Genomic DNA, 16,388 nt, shown 5'->3' with positions numbered 1-16,388 from the left:
TTTATATTCATGAATAACCCTAATTTTTCAATACTGGTTTGTGATGATTCAAGTATAGCTCGCAAACAAGTAGTTCGGTGCTTAGGTAACTGTTTAAGTGCTGATATTCAACAAGCAACCAATGGTCGAGAAGCACTTGCTTTACTACGCGAGCAAAACTTTGATCTATTGTGTTTGGATTTAACTATGCCAGAGCTAGATGGTGTTGCTGTACTTGAAACGATCAAAGCAGAGAAAATAGAGTGCTTTGTTATAGTGATTTCAGCTGATATTCAAGCGCAAATGAAGCAAAAAGTAGTTAGTTTGGGAGCCATTGATTTCATCGATAAGCCAATAGATATTGTTCGACTTAAAGCAACTTTGCATAAATTTGGTATTCATTAATCTTTTTTATAACAAAAGCGCATAATTTATCTTTTCTTTAAGGGTTGACAGCTTGGCTACATTTAAGGCAGTCTAAAGGCTATGAAAACATTTAATCACGCAACGACCATTATTATTACAACCATCATCCTTACGGGATAGTGGCATAGGTCGGTGCAACAAATTTATAGGCCTGTGTTCACTAGAACACAGGCCTTTTTCGTTTATGGAATGAGGAAACATAAATAATGCGAGTATTAAAATTTGGTGGGTCGTCCTTGGCCGACTACGCATGTTTGCAACAGGTAGCTCAGTTAGTCAAAGAAGAATTACGCGATGAAATGCTGTTAGTGCTGTCAGCACCAGGTGGCATGACAGATTCATTAGTAGCATTAGCAAGCGCCGCAGAGCAGGGGCAAGATTTTAGTGAGTTATGGCAAGCATTGGTTGCGCGCTGTGAACAATTAAAAGCTGCTGTTGAAGCTGACTTTGGTCAGGTAGTGAATTGGCCTGATTTAAACGAACTTAAGAATAAACTGGATGGTGTTGCACTTTTGAAGTGTTGCCCAGACCAAGTACGTGCTTATGTAATTAGTTTTGGTGAGCGCGTTAGTGTTGCCTTGATGGAGTGTATGCTTAACGAAAGTAATGCTCGTTATTTAGAAGCAACAGACTGTATAGCTTCAGTGGGTGGCTACATTGATGCTGAAGCTGACTTGGCCGCAAGTAAGTTACGTTTTCAAGCTGCATTAAAAGCGGCACCGAGCACAATTTATATCATGCCGGGTTTCACTGCTGCCAATGAGCAGGGGGAACTAACAACACTTGGTCGCAATGGTTCAGATTACTCAGCAGCTATTGCGGCAGCATGTTTAGAAGCTGATGTATGCCAGATCTGGACTGATGTTGACGGTGTTTACAATGCTGACCCGCGTTATATCAAAAAAGCATCTAAGGTTGATTCGTTATCTTATAAAGAAGCAATGGAGCTGTCTTACTTTGGTGCGAAAGTATTACACCCGAAAACGATTTTACCTTGTGCTAAAGCAGGTGTGCCGTGTGAGATCAAAAATACTCATAACCCACGCGCTGAAGGTTCAGTGATCAGTAACGACAGTGTGTCGAACGAGCCTGTTAAAGCGCTATCAAGTTTACAAAACCTCGCTATGTTAACGGTGTCTGGCCCAGGTATGAAAGGCAAAGTGGGTATGGCATCAAAAGTATTTAATGCATTGGCGCATGACAATGTGTCAATTGTACTAATCACACAATCTTCGTGTGAATTTAGTATCAGTTTCTGTGTGCATGAGAGCGACCTATCACTTGCTCTAGAAGCATTACAAATTGCTTTCGAATTAGAATCACAAGCCGGTTTAATCGAACCAGTTCAAGTACAGCGTAACCTTGCGATTGTTACTCTAGTTGGTGATAACATGCGTGCGCACAAAGGCTTAGCTGCTAAGTTCTTTGCTTCATTAGCTCAAGCGCAGGTTAACATTGTTGCTATTGCACAAGACTCGACTGAGAGTGCTATTTCAGCGGTTATCGATGGTGAACTATGCAACGACGCAGTGAAAGTGTGCCATGAGAACTTCTTTACTCACATTCCTTCAATCGATGTGTTTTTACTTGGCTGTGGCTTAGTAGGTCAAGAACTTATCCAGCAGTTAAAGCGTCAACAAGCATGGCTTGAAAAACGTAATATTAAACTGAACTTGTACGGTGTTGCTAATTCAAGGCAGCTTTATCTAGATAGCGAAGGCATTGCTTTTGATGGTTGGCAAGACAAATTAGCCGTGTCAGAGCAGGCATTTGATTTAAATTTGGTCGAGCAATTTGTTAAACAAAACCATTTAATTAACCCTGTGATCGTAGATTGTAGCTCAGCCGATAAGCTTGCTGGGCAATATGTTGATTTCTTGAATGCCGGTTTCCACGTTGTTGCGGCAAACAAAAAGGCCAATACTAGCTCGTATGCTTACTACCAAGATTTAGTTGCAGCGACACAGAAGAATAATCGTAAGTTTTTATACGAAACAAACGTAGGTGCAGGCTTACCAGTACTTGATAACCTGAAATCACTCTTTGGTGCCGGTGATGAACTTATTAAGTTCAGCGGTATCTTGTCGGGTTCATTATCGTATATGTTTGGTGCGCTACAAGATGGTTTATCACTTAGCGAAGCAACGTTAAAAGCGAAAGAAAGTGGATTTACAGAACCAGATCCGCGTGATGATTTATCAGGCACTGATGTTGCTCGAAAACTACTGATCATTGCCCGTGAATCGGGTCTTGAGTTAGAACTAAGCGATATCGAAGTTGAATCTGTTTTACCAAAAGGGTTTGCAGAAGGTGATTCTGTAGCAGATTTCATGGCAAAACTACCATCACTTGATGCACAGTTTAACGACCGTATACAAAGTGCTGCAAGCGAAGGTAAAGTACTTCGTTATGTGGGTACTATTGAAAACGGTCAATGTAAAGTAGGCATTGAAGCCGTAGATAGTAGCCATGCTCTTTATGATATCCGTGACGGTGAAAATGCACTGGCCATCTTAAGTCAATATTATCAACCTCGTCCGTTTGTTATTCGTGGTTATGGCGCAGGTGCTGAAGTAACGGCTGCAGGCGTATTTGCCGACATTTTAAAAACGTTAACACGTTAGGAGCTGGTCATGATCCGTGTATATGCACCCGCTTCAATCGGGAATTTTGCTGTCGGCTTTGATGCGTTAGGTGCTGCGCTAGCACCAATCGATGGCACCTTATTAGGCGATGTTGTAGAGGTGAGTGCCGCTGAGCAAGATACTTTTGTCTGCTCAGGCGACTATGCCCACAAACTGCCTGCTAATGCTGAAGAAAACTTGGCTTATCAATGTTTAATTCATTTTAAAGAACACGTTGCACCGACTATGCCAGCGGTAAAACTTGAGCTTAAAAAGAACCTACCAATTGGTTCAGGTTTAGGTTCGAGTGCCTGTTCTGTGGTGGCTGCGTTTGCAGCCCTTGATAAGTTCGCTGAAACCAACTTATCTCAAGAACAACTTATCGAGTTGATGGCTGATTTTGAAGCCATTGTTAGTGGCGGTCGTCATTACGATAACATCACACCCTGTTATTTAGGTGGCTTGCAATTAACTGGTGAACTCATTCCGAACAAGTCAATTTCGTTACCTGTTGATAATCAATGGTATTACGTAGCGGCTTTTCCGGGATTTTCACTGAATACCGCAAAAGCGCGTTCGGTCTTGCCAACGCAATTATCAATGCACGACAGTGTCGAGTTCGCTCAGCGACTTTCTGCATTTAGCAGCTTATTGCTTACAGGTCGCTTTGACGCAGCGCTTTCCATTATGAGTGATGAAATCGCTGAGCCACATCGCGCACCGCTCATTCAAGGCTTTGCCGAAGCAAAGAGTGCCTTGCCAGAGCTTGGTGCAGAGATTGTCAGCATTTCTGGTGCGGGCCCAACATTATTTACCGTGTGTAAGAGCCTGGAAGCTGCTAAGCAGTGTGCAGCTTGGCTGAATGATAATTACATCAATGAGCAGGGCTTCTGCCACATCTGCCAACTTGATCAGCTTGGCACACGACAGCTTTAAAGAATTTAAGGAATAAACATGCAATTACATAATTTAAAAGATGAAACACAACAGGTGTCGTTTGTTGAAGCGGTAAAAACGGGTTTAGGGCGTAATCAAGGTGTATTCTTCCCTAATAGCCTTACACCAATTCAAGACATTGATAAGTTACTTGATTTAGACTTTGTGAGCCGTAGCAGTAAGATTTTATCGCACCTGATTGGTGACGAGCTTCCTGCCGATACCGTTGCACAGATGGTGCAAAATGCGTTTAACTTTGATGTGAAGTTAGTTGAAGTAGAAAAAGATATTTATTGCCTTGAATTATTTCATGGCCCAACGCTTGCGTTTAAAGACTTTGGTGGCCGTTTTATGGCTGAGTGTCTTGCGCAATTTAATCAGGGTGAAAAAGTCACGATTTTAACGGCTACATCAGGCGATACAGGGGCTGCAGTTGCCCATGCATTTTATAATAAGCCAAATATCGATGTCGTGATCTTATACCCGAAAGGTAAAATTTCATTAGCGCAGCAAAAGCTATTCACAACGTTAGGCAACAACATTCACTGCTATGCGGTTGATGGTAGCTTTGATGATTGTCAAAGCATGGTAAAACAGGCGTTTTTAGATGATGAAGTGAAACAAAAGCTAGGTCTAAATTCTGCTAATTCAATCAACATCAGTCGTTTAGTTGCACAGGTTTGCTATTACTTTGAAGCGATTGCTCAATTACCTAAAGAGCAGCGTAGTAAAGCGCATATCTCAGTCCCAAGTGGTAACTTTGGTAATGTGTGCGCTGCGATGATCGGTGCTGTGCTTGGTATGCCAGTAGCGAAACTAAGTGCTACAACTAACCAAAACGACACTGTGCCACGTTTCTTACAAAGCAAAGAGTGGGCACCGTATGACACGCTTGAATCGTTATCGAACGCTATGGATGTGAGTAAACCGAATAACTGGCCACGTGTTCAGTTTATGTTGGATAACAAATGGTTTAGCTATGATGACTTTTATTCAAGCTGTGTTGGCGAAGAAGAAACAAAAGAGGTGATGAAAAAAATTCATCAAACGGGTTACATCGCAGAGCCTCATACTGCAATTGCTTATCAAGGCTTGAAAGAAAATCTAGCAGATGGCAGTGCAGGTATCTTTTTAGCGACTGCACACCCAGCAAAATTTAAAGACAGTGTAGAAGAAATTTTAGACATCGAATTGCCTATGCCGAAACCACTTGCTGATGTGCTAGCAAATGAGTGCTTGGCTGAAGATATTAACTTTGATTATCAATTGCTTCGAACTGAGCTGTTTAATAAATTAGCTTAGTGCTTAATAAAGGTATAAAGAGCGGCTAAGCCGCTCTTTTTAATGCAGTCTTTTAAAGAAGCCTTTAATGAAGTAACGAATGACTATGTCGGTTTAAAACCCGCATGATAAGAATGACCCCGGCCGAAATACACAGCAAAATACTGATCATCGAGACGAGTTCACTGTGCGTCCATTGCATCAAGGTGAATGCCGAAATAAAAATGATAAAGGGTTTAAATTCATAGTAATAGCGACGTTTTTTTTGTTTAACACGCTGGCTTGAATGATCGGTTCTTCTGGCTTCTGAACGCATCCGCCAAATATTAGCACCTAATAAAAATAAGATTACACCGATGAGAGTTGGCACATAATTATTTGCCAATGCGATACAGCTTATGCCAAGAAAAAAATATCCGTAGGGGACTAATTCGTATATTGGTTTAGCTAACATGTACTTATACCATCCTTGATATTGACTAGTCCTATAAGCTTAGTTTGTCCCTATAAAAACGCAATTTAATCGGGCGGTTTTTCGTTGAAATAACATTTTAAATATCTATGAAATATTTTAAATCTATAAATTTTTATTATGTATCAATAAAAAAATATCATTATTAAAACACTGTGAAATAAATTCAATCCCTGTTTAAATATGTTCATCTTTACAAGATAGGCAAAAGTGCGTTTTAAGCGTACAATACAGCCTTCAAAAAACACCATACACGTTGCCTTAGGAGACCCCATGTTAGAACGTAGCATGAATATTTCGGATTTCGATCCAGAGTTATTTGCAGCCATCACTAAAGAGACGGCTCGTCAAGAAGAGCATATCGAACTGATCGCGTCTGAAAACTATTGTAGCCCACGCGTACTCGAAGCGCAGGGTTCTCAGCTTACCAACAAATACGCTGAAGGTTACCCAGGCAAACGTTACTATGGCGGTTGTGAGCATGTTGATGTTGTTGAGCAATTAGCAATTGACCGTGCAAACGAATTATTCGGCACAGATTACGCTAACGTTCAACCGCATGCGGGCTCACAAGCAAACGCAGCTGTTTTCCAAGCACTTCTTCAGCCGCACGATACAGTACTAGGTATGAGCTTAGCTCATGGTGGTCACTTAACTCACGGTTCACACGTTAACTTTTCTGGTAAAACGTACAATGCAATTCAATACGGCCTAAACGACGAAACAGGTGAAATTGATTATGCTCAAGTTGAAGCGCTTGCATTAGAGCACAAGCCAAAAATGATCATCGCTGGTTTCTCTGCATACTCAGGCGTTGTTGACTGGGCTAAATTCCGTGAAATCGCTGATAAAGTTGGCGCATACTTATTCGTAGATATGGCTCACGTTGCTGGTCTTATCGCAGCGGGTGTATACCCAAGTCCAATCCCTCACGCACACGTTGTTACAACAACAACTCACAAAACATTAGCGGGTCCTCGTGGCGGTCTAATCGTTTCTGCATGTGGTGATGAAGAGATCTACAAAAAACTAAACAGCGCTGTATTCCCTGGCGGTCAAGGTGGTCCTTTATGCCACATCATCGCTGCTAAAGCGGTTGCTTTCAAAGAAGCTTTACAACCAGAATTCAAAGCGTACCAAGCACAAGTTGTTAAGAACGCTCAAGCTATGGTTGAAGTACTGCAAGAGCGTGGCTACAAAGTTGTTTCTGGTAAAACAGACAACCACTTATTCCTTCTAGACCTAATCGATAAAGATATCACAGGTAAAGATGCTGACGCTGCTCTAGGTAACGCTAACATCACTGTAAATAAAAACTCAGTACCAAACGACCCACGTTCACCGTTTGTAACGTCTGGTCTTCGTATTGGTTCTCCGGCTATTACTCGCCGTGGTTTCAAAGAAGCTGAGTCAAAAGAGCTTGCTGGCTGGATCTGTGACGTACTAGACAACATCAACGATGAGTCAGTACAAGCAGAAGTAAAAGAGAAAGTTAAAGCTATCTGTAAAAAATTACCAGTTTACGCTTAATTACTGGTTAAACCGTAATTAAGATAACAATAGCGTTGTTTTTTGCTATCATAAAGGCCGCTTACTAAGCGGCCTTTTTGTTTTTTATAAACGGAACTAGAACCCTATGCATTGCCCTTTTTGCACCGCAAAAGATACTAAAGTAATTGATTCTCGACTTGTTGGCGGTGGTCACCAAGTGAGACGTCGACGTGAATGTAACGAATGCCATGAGCGCTTTACCACCTTTGAAGGCGCTGAACTTGTGATGCCAAGAGTCATCAAGCAAGACGGTAGCCGCGAACCATTTAACGAAGACAAGTTACTGAATGGCTTGCATCGCGCTTTAGAGAAACGCCCAGTGAGCACTGAGCAGGTCGACGAAGTCGTTAACATCATTAAATCTCAACTTCGTGCTACCGGTGAGCGTGAAATCTCTAGCCATTTAATTGGCGAATGCATCATGGAGTCGCTGAAAAAACTCGACAAAGTAGCCTATGTGCGCTTTGCATCGGTTTATCGTTCATTTGAAGACATTCGCGAGTTTGGAGAAGAAATCGCTCGTTTAGGTGATTAATCATGTCGTTTACAGAACTTGATACTGTTTACATGGCGCGTGCCATTGAGCTTGCTAAACACGGCCGTTTTACTACCACGCCAAACCCGAATGTTGGCTGTGTACTGGTTAAAGATGACGAAATAGTCGGCGAAGGGTTTCATCAAATCGCAGGGCAGGGCCATGCTGAAGTGAATGCGTTGGCTGTAGCTGGCGATAAAGCAAAGGGCGCCACTGCCTATGTCACTTTAGAGCCTTGTAGTCATTATGGACGCACTCCGCCTTGTGCCGAAGGTTTAAAAGCTGCGGGTGTAAGCAAGGTGATTGCTGCTATGGTTGACCCAAACCCTGCGGTAAGTGGTCGCGGCCTGCAGATATTAGCTGACGCTGGTATTAGTGTGGCATCTGGCTTACTTGAGCAACAAGCGCGCGACTTAAACAAAGGCTTTTTAAAGCGTATGGAAACTGGGTTGCCATATGTAACCTGTAAAATGGCGTGTAGTTTAGATGGTAAAACTGCGCTAAATAACGGTCAAAGTAAATGGATAACAGGCCCTCAAGCGCGCCAAGATGTGCAAGCATTTCGTGCGCAAAGCTGCGGTATCTTAACCGGTGCAGACACCGTTATTACTGATAATGCAAAACTCAATGTCCGTGTTGATGAGTTGCCATTTACCATGCCAACCTCGCTGCCTTTGCGCCAACCAACCCGAATCATTATTGACTCACAAAACAGGTTAACGCCTGAGCTTGCGTTATTCAGCATCGAGAGCCCGGTAATAATTTTTACCACTTCGCTTGATAATCACACCAAGTGGCCTCACTTTGTTAAACACGAAGTGGTGCCAGCAGTTAACAATAAAGTTGATTTATCGGCGGTTTTAAAGCGTCTTGCTGAACTACAATTTAATCATATTTGGCTCGAAGCGGGGGCAACCCTTGCTGGGGTGTTTGCCGAGCAAGATTTAATTGACGAATATATTGTTTATATTGCCCCTAAGTTAGTAGGTGATATGGGCAAAAGCTTACTAAACTTTGCAGAAGTCACCATGATGAGTGATATCACTGAACTGACCTTTACTGACACAGTGATGATTGGCGACGATATTCGCTTAACAGCGACAAAAGCAAAGCAAGCCTCAAAAATTGAAAATAAAGAGTAGCACTATGTTTACTGGAATTATTGAAGCAACAGGTAAAATTGTTGAACTAACACAAAAGCAAGGCGATCTAGCTATTCGTATTCAAAGCGCTAATTTGGATATGGAAGACGTCAAGCTCGGTGACAGTATTGCCACCAATGGTGTGTGTTTAACGGTTGTCGCTAAACATAGCGATGGTTTTAGTGCTGACTTATCAAACGAAACAATTAGCTTAACTGGGTTTGCACATTATAAAAAAGGGCAAACAGTTAACCTCGAAAAAGCTATGCAACCGGTTTCTCGCCTAGGTGGGCACTTAGTGTCAGGCCATGTTGATGGTATTGCGACTGTCGAAAGTATTAGTCCTAATGCTCGTGCAACTGAGTATTGGTTAAGTACTGACAATGATTTAATGAAGTACATTCCGTACAAAGGCTCGGTGTGTATTGATGGCATTAGCCTAACCGTCAACGAGGTTGAGCAAAATCGCTTTAAGCTGACGATTGTTCCACATACTGCTGAGCAAACAACGATTGCAGAATTTCAGGTGGGTACTCAGGTGAACTTAGAAGTTGACCAGATTGCTCGCTATTTAGAGCGCCTAATTAAAGGGGCTGAACAACCTTCCCGTTCAGACATATCAATGAGCTTGCTCGCACAAGCTGGCTTTATTAAGTAAGCAAAGATACGTCACTATTAATCATACTCTCATGGGCACATTATGAATTTACACAGCGCGCAAGAAATTATCGATGACATTAAAGCCGGTAAAATGGTTATTTTAATGGACGATGAAGACCGAGAAAATGAAGGCGATTTAATTATCGCGGCAGAACATATCAGTGCTGATGCCATCAACTTTATGGCAACACACGGCCGTGGTTTAATTTGTTTAACAATGACACAAGAGCGTTGTCAGCAGTTAGAATTACCACTGATGGTTAAAAATAACGGTGCAGCTTTTTCAACTAACTTCACTATGTCGATTGAAGCGGCGAAAGGCGTAACTACAGGTATTTCAGCAGCCGACCGCGCACGTACCGTACAAGCCGCAATCGCTAAAGGTGCCGTACCGAGCGATATCGTACAGCCAGGGCATATTTTCCCAATTATGGCGCAGCCTGGTGGCGTGTTAACACGTGCTGGTCATACTGAAGCGGGTTGTGATTTAGCACGTTTAGCAGGTCTTGAACCTTCATCTGTGATTGTTGAAATTCTAAATGCAGATGGCACTATGGCCCGTCGCCCAGATCTTGAAGTATTTGCTAAAGAGCATGACTTAAAGATTGGCACTATTGCAGATTTAATCGAATACCGAAACCTAAACGAAACCACCATTGAGCGTGTTGCTAAATGTAAACTACCAACGGATCATGGTGAGTTTGATTTAGTGACCTACAAAGACACAATTGATGGTCAGCTTCACTATGTTTTACAAAAAGGTGAAGTATCGAAAGATGAGCCAACGTTAGTACGAGTTCACTTACAAAGCACCTTTAACGATATTCTATTATCAGATAGAAGTGCTGATCGTAGCTGGGGCTTATCAGATGCTATGGCTTATATCGCTGAGCATAACGGCGTGCTGGTTATTTTAGGTAAACAAGAATCAACTGAAGATTTAGAAGCAACCGTTAAAGCCTTTGCCGCTGAAGATGCGGGCGAAAATGTCAGTCATCGTAAATTCCAAGGTACCTCGCGTACTGTGGGTGTTGGTTCGCAAATTTTGGCTGATTTAGGTATTGAAAAGATGCGCTTAATGAGCCGTCCTAAGAAGTACCACGCGCTATCTGGTTTCCACTTAGAAGTGGTTGACTATGTTGAGCCTCGCTCTTAATTTGGGAAAATAGATTTACTAGGCTACTTTTATATTTTTGTGGTATTATGCGCCGTAATTTTTGCGCAATCGCAACCGCTTAAACTTATTTTTTAGGGTTATTAAATGAAAATTATTGAAGGTAACAAATACGCACCGGGCAAAAAATTTGCCATTGTCATTTCTCGCTTTAATGACTTTATTGGTAGCAGCCTATTAGCAGGTGCTGTTGATGAGCTTAAGCGCACAGGTGGTGTTTCTGAAGACGACATTACTGTTGTTTACGTACCAGGTGCCGTTGAATTACCTTTAGCAGCGAAACGCGTTGCAGCAAAGAAAGAACACGATGCAATCATCGCTCTAGGTGTCGTGATCAGAGGTGGTACGCCACACTTTGATTTAGTCGCTGGCGAATCAAACAAAGGTCTTGCACAAGTATCTCTTGAGTACGATATCCCGGTTGCATTTGGCGTATTAACCACTGAAAGCATTGAGCAAGCAATTGAGCGCGCAGGTACCAAAATGGGTAATAAAGGCGGCGAAGCTGCTTTAGGTGCGCTTGAAATGGTTAATGTGTTAGACAAAATTTAAGTTTAAGGAATCTCTGTGAAACCAGCAGCAAGACGTAAAGCACGTATCTTAGCACTTCAAGCCGTATACTCTTGGCAGTTAAGCGGCAACCCAATTGCTGATATTGAACAGCAAATGTTAATTGAAAATGATGTGACTAAGATCGACGTCGAATATTTCAAAGACCTAGCACGCGGTGTTGTTGTTAACTGTAAGCAATTAGATGAAATCGTTGCACCACATTTAGCACGCCCAGCTGATGAGTTAGACATGGTCGAAAAAGCAATTTTACGTCTGTCTGGCTATGAGCTGAAATTCCGTGAAGACGTACCTTACAAAGTGGCAATCAATGAAGGCATTGAGCTTGCTAAGATGTTTGGTGCTGAAGACAGCCATAAGTTTGTCAACGGTGTACTTGATAAAGCAGTGAAAGAACTGCGTAAGTAAGTAACCCCGTAAAGGAGAGCCGGCTTGGGCCGGCTTTTTTGTGTATGAAGGAATTTGAATTAATCAATCGTTACTTTAAGGGCCGTGGCATTATTCGCCGTGATGTGAACCTAGGTATTGGTGACGATTGTGCCTTAGTAACTGTGCCTGAAAACTGTCAATTGGCGGTAACAACAGATACTTTAGTTGCGGGCGTACACTTTTTTGATGACATCTCTGCGCGTGCTCTTGGGCATCGAGCTTTAGCTGTTAACTTAAGTGATCTTGCGGCAATGGGCGCTGAACCTACGTGGATTTCGGTAGGCCTAACTTTGCCTGAAGCAAATATAGAGTGGCTTGAAGAGTTCACTGAAGGCATGCATGAAATTGCAGAGTACTTCAATGTGCAAATCATTGGTGGTGATACCACTCAAGGTCCTTTAACTATTACGATTTGTGCTAAAGGCATCGTGCCTGAAGGCAAAGCACTGCGCCGTAGCGGTGCTAAAGTGGGCGATTGGATTTATGTAACAGGTCCATTAGGAGATGCTGGTGTAGCCATTGAAGCCCGTAAACAAGGCCTCGATATCGCCCCTGAACACTTAAGCTATTTAAATAATCGTTTTGATTATCCGACGCCACGTGTAGCAGCGGGGCAAGTTTTGCGAGGCGCAGCCTCTTCAGCAATTGATATCTCCGATGGCTTATTAGCTGATTTAGGCCATATTTTAGCGCTATCGCAAGTTAGTGCGGTGATCAATGTTGATAAAGTGCCTGTTTCTGATGCATTAAATTCGTCGATTCCACGTGCTGAGCAATTTGACTATATCTTAAATTACGGTGACGACTATGAGTTGCTGTTTACTGTGCCAGAAAGCAATAAAAGCATGGTTGATATGAAACTGCGCCAATATGGTGTAGAAGCAAGCTGTGTAGGTCAAATTAAAAGTGGCGAAGGTGAGATTGAGCTATTGCTTGACGGCGAAAAGTTTAACTACCAAGGAAAAGGCTTTCAGCACTTTACAAAGGAGCCGGTTTGAGCAGTAACCGTTTATTCAATTTAAAACGCCCACACCAATTTTTTGGTCTGGGTTTTGGCTTAGGCCTTGCCCCTAAAGCGCCAGGCACCTTTGGTACCTTTGCTGCCTTGCCATTTATTTTCACCACAATGTATTTTCCGCTTTGGTTACAAATTGTATTTGCTGTCGTGATCAGCGTGTTTGGTATTTGGGCATGTGGTAAAACAGCAGATGACTTAGGGGTGCATGATCATCCAGCCATTGTTTGGGATGAAGTTGCTGGTTATTATATCACCATGATTGGTGCTGCACTGAGTTGGCAGTCACTGTTGGTTGGTTTTTTATTGTTCCGCTTTTTTGATATCGCTAAACCAGGTCCTATCAGAATTTTAGATAGACGTTTACACGGGGGCTTGGGCATCATGGCTGATGATATTTTAGCAGGTATTTTTTCATTAATTTGTGTTCAAGCCTTGTTTAAAGCAGGCTATTTGCCTTTTTAAACGATGAGTTAAGTGTTACTTGGTGGCAAGTATATGATGCGATTTCTAGTTGTCTGTTTGTTGATGCTTTGCAGCATGCCTGCGTTTGCATCTATTACTGACTATGTCGTCAAACAGTGGAACATCCAAAATGGCTTGCCATCGCAATCATTAAAAAGTATTGCTCAAGATGAGCAAGGCTATATGTGGCTGGGTACTCAGTTTGGCTTAAGCCGCTTTGATGGTAATACGTTCACTAACTTCAATACGCAAAACAGCGACTTCCTGCCAAGTAATGGTATCAATAAATTACTAGTCGATAGCACAGGGTTACTTTGGGTTGGTACCAAAAATGGTTTAGTAACACTTGATCCTAAAACCATGATGTCGCAAACCTTTAACGTTAAAGGTCCGGTGCGCGATATTCTTGAAGACTCCAAAGGCAGTATCTGGATTGCAGCCAACGGCCTCTATTATGTTGCTCGAAATCAAGTCACACTCAATCAAAATTCCGCACTAATCGTGCCGGTATCTAATGCCACTGCTATTACGCAAATTGTGGGCTCAGTGAGTCAAATGGCATTGTCGCCAGAAGGCATTTGGCTGGTTAATGAGCGTCACTTATTGCGTTTAACTAATACCTCTTCTGATTTTGCGAAATTACGATTAGAGCTGACTGCCAAGGTTTCACTACCTGAACGATTAGCGCAAACCATTATTCATGACATGGCGTGGCTTGAAGGTAACTTGTATCTTGCCTCAGAGCTTGGTGCCTACTTTCTTGATTTAGATGACGAGCTGCGTCCATTCCCACTGCCAAATGCCAGTAACTCTGCCGTTTATAAGTTTATGAGCGACTCCGATGGCGCGCTATGGATCTCTACTTATGGACGCTTATTATTCCGTAATAATTCAGGAGATTGGCAATGGGTTGAACCTAGCCAGCTCGATCAAAGCATTTGGTTTGCCGATATTTTCCGTGACAATCAAAATAACATTTGGCTGGCAAGCTTCAGTGAAGGCTTATGGCTTGCTCACGAAGGGCGTATTGAACGTCACTCAGCTATCTCAAATATGACCGAAGCGGTGATGGCAATTAGCCAAGCACCTGATGGCAAATTATGGGTGGCTAACCGCAGTGGTGTTGGTTACTTCGATTACAACAAGAATTTTGTAAATCAAATTCCGAGTAACCAGTTTGGTCGAGCAGCAGTGCATGACTTACAATTTGACGGTGACCGTTTGTACATCGCAACAGGCCGCGGTGTGTTTTATTACGAAAACCAAAACTTGTATACGGTGCCTGGGCGAGCGCTGCGCGATAACCCAGTATTTGCAATAAGCCGTTCTAGCAAAGGTGGATTTTGGCTCGGTACTGGCCGCGGTATGTACCGCTTAAGTTATGGTGGTTTAACACCTTTTGCATACAATGCCTTCTTAAGCAGCAAATTTATTACTTATGTTCATGATGAGCAGAATTTTGGCTTAATAGGTACCAGTAAAGGGGCTTATTACTTTACCGATCGCGGGATTGAAAAAATTGGCGACCAAACTAGTTTAGAAAGTGCTTACGTCACCAGTATTTTGAATATCGAAGGAGTGGGAATATTAATTGGTTCACTTAACGATGGCTTATTTTATCGCAGTACCAAAGGGCAGTGGCGTCAGTTAGATGCCACCGATGGTCTACCGTATGGCTCTATTTTCAGTCTAGTTTACGACAAGCAATTAAAACGTATTTGGGTCAGTACTATGAAAGGCGTATACCGTATGCCTGTAGAGCAGTTTGGTACTGATATCGAAAGTTTAAAAGTAGAACAAGTGATCTCATCGTTTGACCGTCAACTTGATGGTAAAGCCAGTCAATGTTGTGCAGGCCTTGGCCATGATGCTGTAGCAGACACAGGCAACTCTATTTGGTACCCAAGTCTGCAAGGTGTGGTAGAAATACCAAAGAGCGTTGAGCTGTTTGGTGTACAAGCACTTAAGCCTCGCATTGAAAGCTTGATCACGCCGCTTCGTCATTTAAGTACCGCAACTTTAGGTAATAAGCCTGAGCTACAAATTGATGAACGCGATGTAACGTTAAAATATACCGCGATTGATTATTATGCCCCTTCAAGTATCGAGTTCCGTTATCGTTTAAGTGGCTTAGACAGTGACTGGCGTTATGCCAATACTCGTCGTGAGGCAATCTATACCAACTTACCGCCGGGGTCGTTTTTGTTCCAACTTGAAGCAAAGCGTCGTGGTGAAGATTGGCAAAAAGCACGTCGTACCGAGTACAGCTTTGTAGTGCCGCGTCGTTTTGATGAGACTATTTATTTTAGACTCTTGATCACCAGCAGCTTTATTTTACTGTTCTACCTCGTGTTTTGGGTATTTAGAGCGCAAGAGAAACGTAAGCAATTAGCGCTTGAAAGCTTAGTAACAGAACGTACCGTAGAGCTTCGAGAAGCTAACGATAAGCTTAACCAAGTGAACTCACAGCTTAAGCTAGTTAGTCACTCAGATGAGCTTACAGGCTTACGTAGCCGTCGCTTCTTGTTTGATCAGCTCCCTAAAGATATCGAACACTTCCAGCGTAACTCACAGTCATTGCAAGCGCAGGGTAAGTCGCTAGTGCTATTAATAATAAACTTTGATAACTTCAGCCGCATTAATGATGCGTATGGCCCACTTGCAGGCGATAGCTGTTTACAGCAAATGGCGACTTTGTTGAATAGCCGTACTCAAGGTTCTGACTATGTTGCGCGTTGGAGTGGTGATGAGTTTTTACTCTTACTACGTGATTTCAAACGCACAGCAATAGACATTTATGTGGCCGATTTATGTGAAGCAATTGCAGCAAACCCATTTAGATTACCGAATGGGCAGTCGACCACTATCACTGCGTCGATTGGTTGGTCTTTTTATCCATTACCTTTACTGGGTGGCCAAGTTATTGGTTGGGAAACCTCAGTTAACCTTGCCGATATCGCACTGCATCAAGTTAAAAAGCGCGGTGGCGATGGTGTAGCAAACATTACCTTTGATGAGCAATTAGATGCCTTTGAGTTCGAGCAAAGCAACAATGTTGATCAGCAGCTCAGCGCACTGCAAGCCAATGGCTTAGCCGATATTAAAATTTGGATGCGTTAATACTCTCTA

15 protein-coding genes are annotated in these 16,388 nt (G+C 42.6%); 14 read left to right on the top strand and 1 reads right to left on the bottom strand.

Features of this window, described 5'->3' with window-relative positions; all coding sequences use genetic code 11:
- The first annotated feature begins 9 nt into the window (after positions 1 to 9).
- From L1266_RS06750 to thrC, 4 genes are all read left to right on the top strand, one after another.
- On the top strand, positions 10 to 384 hold the full coding sequence (locus tag L1266_RS06750; protein WP_138600400.1) for a response regulator: 375 nt from the start codon (positions 10 to 12) through the stop codon (positions 382 to 384).
- Positions 385 to 611: 227 nt separating this feature from the next.
- On the top strand, positions 612 to 3,029 hold the full coding sequence (gene thrA / locus L1266_RS06745) for a bifunctional aspartate kinase/homoserine dehydrogenase I (RefSeq protein ID WP_235377142.1): 2,418 nt from the start codon (positions 612 to 614) through the stop codon (positions 3,027 to 3,029).
- 9 nt (positions 3,030 to 3,038) lie between these two features.
- Positions 3,039 to 3,965 (top strand): homoserine kinase, encoded by a 927-nt coding sequence (thrB, locus tag L1266_RS06740; protein WP_138615806.1) that lies wholly within the window; start codon positions 3,039 to 3,041, stop codon positions 3,963 to 3,965.
- Between the two features lie 18 nt (positions 3,966 to 3,983).
- Complete coding sequence (gene thrC / locus L1266_RS06735) at positions 3,984 to 5,267, top strand: threonine synthase (protein WP_235377141.1); 1,284 nt, start codon at positions 3,984 to 3,986, stop codon at positions 5,265 to 5,267.
- A 64-nt stretch (positions 5,268 to 5,331) separates the two neighbouring features.
- Here thrC and L1266_RS06730 read toward each other — a convergent pair whose 3' ends face one another.
- Positions 5,332 to 5,631 carry a hypothetical protein gene (locus L1266_RS06730; protein ID WP_138615810.1) on the bottom strand — a complete coding sequence of 100 codons (300 nt, stop codon included), beginning with the start codon at positions 5,629 to 5,631 and terminating at the stop codon, positions 5,332 to 5,334.
- A gap of 360 nt (positions 5,632 to 5,991) precedes the next feature.
- Between L1266_RS06730 and glyA the strand changes: the two genes are divergently transcribed.
- From glyA to L1266_RS06680, 10 genes are all read left to right on the top strand, one after another.
- A complete protein-coding gene (glyA, locus tag L1266_RS06725; protein ID WP_054552577.1) occupies positions 5,992 to 7,248 on the top strand; it encodes a serine hydroxymethyltransferase in 1,257 nt (418 codons plus the stop codon).
- A 106-nt stretch (positions 7,249 to 7,354) separates the two neighbouring features.
- Positions 7,355 to 7,804, top strand: a complete 450-nt coding sequence (gene nrdR / locus L1266_RS06720) for a transcriptional regulator NrdR (RefSeq protein WP_054552576.1) — start codon at positions 7,355 to 7,357, stop codon at positions 7,802 to 7,804.
- 2 nt (positions 7,805 to 7,806) lie between these two features.
- On the top strand, positions 7,807 to 8,946 hold the full coding sequence (ribD, locus tag L1266_RS06715) for a bifunctional diaminohydroxyphosphoribosylaminopyrimidine deaminase/5-amino-6-(5-phosphoribosylamino)uracil reductase RibD (protein WP_235377140.1): 1,140 nt from the start codon (positions 7,807 to 7,809) through the stop codon (positions 8,944 to 8,946).
- A gap of 4 nt (positions 8,947 to 8,950) precedes the next feature.
- Complete coding sequence (locus L1266_RS06710) at positions 8,951 to 9,604, top strand: riboflavin synthase (RefSeq protein WP_054552574.1); 654 nt, start codon at positions 8,951 to 8,953, stop codon at positions 9,602 to 9,604.
- A gap of 42 nt (positions 9,605 to 9,646) precedes the next feature.
- Positions 9,647 to 10,762, top strand: a complete 1,116-nt coding sequence (gene ribBA, locus L1266_RS06705; RefSeq protein WP_138615817.1) for a bifunctional 3,4-dihydroxy-2-butanone-4-phosphate synthase/GTP cyclohydrolase II — start codon at positions 9,647 to 9,649, stop codon at positions 10,760 to 10,762.
- Between the two features lie 105 nt (positions 10,763 to 10,867).
- Positions 10,868 to 11,332, top strand: coding sequence for a 6,7-dimethyl-8-ribityllumazine synthase (ribH, locus tag L1266_RS06700; RefSeq protein ID WP_054562661.1), 465 nt, complete (start codon positions 10,868 to 10,870; stop codon positions 11,330 to 11,332).
- A 15-nt stretch (positions 11,333 to 11,347) separates the two neighbouring features.
- Complete coding sequence (gene nusB / locus L1266_RS06695) at positions 11,348 to 11,758, top strand: transcription antitermination factor NusB (RefSeq protein ID WP_054552571.1); 411 nt, start codon at positions 11,348 to 11,350, stop codon at positions 11,756 to 11,758.
- A 44-nt stretch (positions 11,759 to 11,802) separates the two neighbouring features.
- Positions 11,803 to 12,777, top strand: coding sequence for a thiamine-phosphate kinase (gene thiL / locus L1266_RS06690; RefSeq protein ID WP_054552570.1), 975 nt, complete (start codon positions 11,803 to 11,805; stop codon positions 12,775 to 12,777).
- Positions 12,774 to 13,259, top strand: a complete 486-nt coding sequence (locus L1266_RS06685; RefSeq protein WP_062566077.1) for a phosphatidylglycerophosphatase A family protein — start codon at positions 12,774 to 12,776, stop codon at positions 13,257 to 13,259. Before thiL ends, L1266_RS06685 begins: the two co-directional genes overlap by 4 nt.
- Before the next feature lie 33 nt (positions 13,260 to 13,292).
- Complete coding sequence (locus tag L1266_RS06680) at positions 13,293 to 16,379, top strand: ligand-binding sensor domain-containing diguanylate cyclase (protein ID WP_235377139.1); 3,087 nt, start codon at positions 13,293 to 13,295, stop codon at positions 16,377 to 16,379.
- Positions 16,380 to 16,388: the final 9 nt, after the last annotated feature.

This window comes from Pseudoalteromonas sp. Cn5-37 (assembly GCF_021532495.1).
Lineage (GTDB): Bacteria > Pseudomonadota > Gammaproteobacteria > Enterobacterales > Alteromonadaceae > Pseudoalteromonas > Pseudoalteromonas simplex.
The sequence above is the reverse complement of the archived record's forward strand: the minus strand, read 5'-3'. Positions and strand labels throughout refer to the sequence as shown.